This is a genomic window from Mesorhizobium sp. M4A.F.Ca.ET.022.05.2.1, from assembly GCF_003998845.1.
In the GTDB taxonomy this organism is placed as follows: Bacteria; Pseudomonadota; Alphaproteobacteria; order Rhizobiales; family Rhizobiaceae; genus Mesorhizobium.
In genome coordinates this window covers 1-2,796 of sequence record NZ_RZOJ01000586.1, presented here as the reverse complement: position 1 = coordinate 2,796, position 2,796 = coordinate 1, and the positions used below count along the sequence as shown (strand labels likewise).

Sequence of the window (2,796 nt, the reverse complement as noted above, 5' to 3'; positions counted from 1 at the left end):
TGCTGCCGGTGCAGGTCAACGGCAAGAAGCGCGGGGATTTGACAATTGCCCGCGACGCGGACCAAGGTGCGGTCGAAAAAGCGGTGCTGGCCCTCGACTTCGTGCAGAAAGCGCTGGAAGGTAAGGCGCCCCGCAAGGTGATCATCGTGCCGCAGAGGATCGTCAATGTCGTTGCCTGATTTCGGAAAGACGACGCGCTCGCTCCGCCGCACCGCGCTGTACGGCCTGGTCGCCTCGCTGGCATTGGTGTCGGCCTGCACCGTCAGGCCGCTCTATTCGAACGCGCCGCTTACCGCCGGCTCGACTGTCGGCGCCGCCGCCGAACTGGCGTCGATCTCGGTCAAGCCGGTCAAGACCCGCTATGCCCAGCAGGTGCGCAATAATCTGATCTTCGCGCTCGGCCAGGGCGCCGGCGAACCGGCTACGCCTGCCTATACGCTCGATCTCGGCGTCACCGAGCTGGTCGAATCGGCGGCCCTGGTGCAGATCCAGACCGACGAGGACGAACCGACGGCCGGCACGGTGACATTGACCGCGAATTATGTACTGCGGGACACCACCGGCACGGTCATCGCCACGGGCAAGCGCTCGGTGCCGTCATCCTTCGACCGGCCGCGTCAGGAATATGCATCTTACCGGGCGCAGATCGATGCCGAGAACCGCGCAGCGCGCGAGCTGGCGGACCTGCTCAGGCTCGCCGTCGCGCAGGACTTGATCAAGCACGGCAAGTAGGCCTGAGGCGTATTGATATTCAGGTGAGGCCGGCCTGCCTTCAAGTACGCTCCGCTCTGGCTCTCGGAAACCACCGTTCTCGGCGTGGCTTGACCTGACTCTCAACACACCCAAGCGCACAAGTATGCATTCACCAAAAAAGGCCGGTCGCCCGGCCTTTTTTCTTACCTGACGAGATCAGCCGATTTTCTGGCCGGTCTTGGCCCAGTCGGCGAGGAAGGCGGCGAGGCCCTTGTCGGTCAGCGGATGGCTGACCAGCGCCTTCAGCGTCGCCGGCGGCGCGGTGATGACGTCGGCGCCGATCAGCGCCGCCTGCTTGACGTGGTTCACAGTGCGCACCGAGGCGGTCAGGATCTCGGTCTGGAAGTCGTAATTGTCGTAGATCTGCCTGATCTCCTGGATCAGCTCCATGCCGTCCGAGCCGGTGTCGTCGATGCGGCCGACGAAGGGCGAGATGAAGGAGGCGCCGGCCTTGGCGGCGAGCAGCGCCTGGTTGGCGGAGAAGCAGAGCGTGACGTTGACCATGCGCTTCATCTCGGTGCGGATCGTCTTGCAGGCCTTCAGCCCGTCGAGTGTCAGCGGCACCTTGATGCAGACATTGGGGGCGATCTTGGCCAGTACCTCCGCCTCGGCCATCATCTGCTGGTATTCGGTCGCCACGACCTCGGCCGAGACCGGACCTTCGACGATGTCGCAGATCTGCTTGGTGACCTCGGCAATCTTGCCGCCCGATTTCAGGATCAGCGAGGGATTGGTGGTGACGCCATCGAGCAGCCCCAGATCGTTCAGCTCGCGGATTTCCTTGATATCGGCGGTGTCGACAAAAAATTTCATCGCGGTCTCCTGAAGATTTTCATGTGCATGACATGCAGCTTGGGGGTCGGCCTTTGCTCTAGACCAAAGTCGGGGCAAGGTCACGCCTCATGATGGAAGATTCGCCCTTTGTCGCCGCCGCGCCGGTGCTGGTGCCGATGCCGGCCGAGCGGCCCTACACCTATGCGGTGCCGGCCGGCATGCGCGTGGTGCCGGGCTCGATCGTGCGCGTGCCGCTGGGCCCCCGCCAGGTCGCCGGCATCGTCTGGGACGGCGCCGTCGAAACGGTCGACGCAAGGAAATTGCGGCCGATCGAGCTGGTCTTCGATTGCCCGCCGATCGACCGCGCGATGCGCCGCTTCGTCGACTGGATCGCGCAGTACACGCTGTCGGCCCCGGGCATGGTGGCGCGCATGCTGCTGCGTGCGCCGGAGGCCTTCGACCCGGAGCCCTGGATCGAAGGCCTGCAGCTCACCCTGGCTAGACCCGACCGGATGACCGAGGCGAGGGCGCGCGTGCTGGAGACGGCCGAGGGCGGCCTTGCCTGGACGCGCTCGGGCCTGGCGCATGCGGCCGGCGTATCGTCGGCGGTCATCGACGGCTTGCGGGCGCAAGGCGTGTTCGAGACGGTGATGATCCCGCCGCGGCCGGTGGTGGCAGCGCCTGATCCGGCCTATGCGCAGCCGACGCTGATGCCCGACCAGGAGGACGCGGCGGCCATGCTGCGCGCCGGCGTCGCGGCGAACGCCTTTGGCGTCACCCTGCTCGACGGCGTCACCGGATCCGGCAAGACGGAAGTCTATTTCGAGGCGGTGGCGGCGGCGCTCGACCAGGGCAAGCAGGTGCTGATCCTGCTGCCGGAAATCGCGCTGACGCACGCCTTCCTGGAACGCTTCCAGGACCGTTTCGGCGCCAAGCCGGCGGAATGGCACTCGGACCTGCCGCCGAGAATGCGCGAAAAAGTCTGGCGGCAGGTGGCGGAAGGCGGCGTGCGCGTTGTTGCCGGGGCGCGCTCGGCGCTGTTCCTGCCGTTCCCGGAGCTCGGCCTGATCGTCGTCGACGAAGAGCACGACCCCGCCTACAAGCAAGAGGACCGCGTCTTCTACAATGCGCGCGACATGGCGGTGGTGCGCGGCCACATAGGCGGCTTCCCGATCGTGCTCGCCTCGGCGACGCCGTCGGTCGAAAGCCGGGTCAATGCCAGCCAGGGCCGCTATCATCGGGCAGTGCTTTCGTCGCGCTTTGCCGAGG

Annotated in this window: 3 protein-coding genes; 2 read left to right on the top strand and 1 reads right to left on the bottom strand. The window is 66.0% G+C overall.

Going from position 1 to position 2,796, the window contains the following annotated elements; all coding sequences use genetic code 11:
* Window positions 1–165: 165 nt before the first annotated feature.
* Window positions 166–732: an LPS assembly lipoprotein LptE gene (gene lptE, locus EN745_RS33160; protein WP_126057597.1), complete on the top strand. Its 567-nt coding sequence runs from the start codon at window positions 166–168 to the stop codon at window positions 730–732.
* A gap of 177 nt (window positions 733–909) precedes the next feature.
* On the opposite strand, the gene fsa is transcribed toward lptE, so the two are convergent.
* Entirely contained in the window at window positions 910–1,566 is a 657-nt protein-coding gene (gene fsa / locus EN745_RS33155) for a fructose-6-phosphate aldolase (RefSeq protein WP_126057598.1), read from the bottom strand.
* 89 nt (window positions 1,567–1,655) lie between these two features.
* On the opposite strand from fsa, the gene EN745_RS33150 reads away from it, so the two are divergent.
* Window positions 1,656–2,796, top strand: a 1,141-nt coding sequence (locus EN745_RS33150; RefSeq protein WP_127423193.1) for a DEAD/DEAH box helicase, incomplete at its 3' end; no start/stop codon positions are given.

What these genes read in the sequence shown, in the direction of transcription:
- lptE (WP_126057597.1), top strand. Translation starts at nt 166, where the DNA reads ATGTCGTTGCCTGATTTCGGAAAGACGACGCGCTCGCTCCGCCGCACC.
- fsa (WP_126057598.1), bottom strand. Translation starts at nt 1,566, where the DNA reads ATGAAATTTTTTGTCGACACCGCCGATATCAAGGAAATCCGCGAGCTG.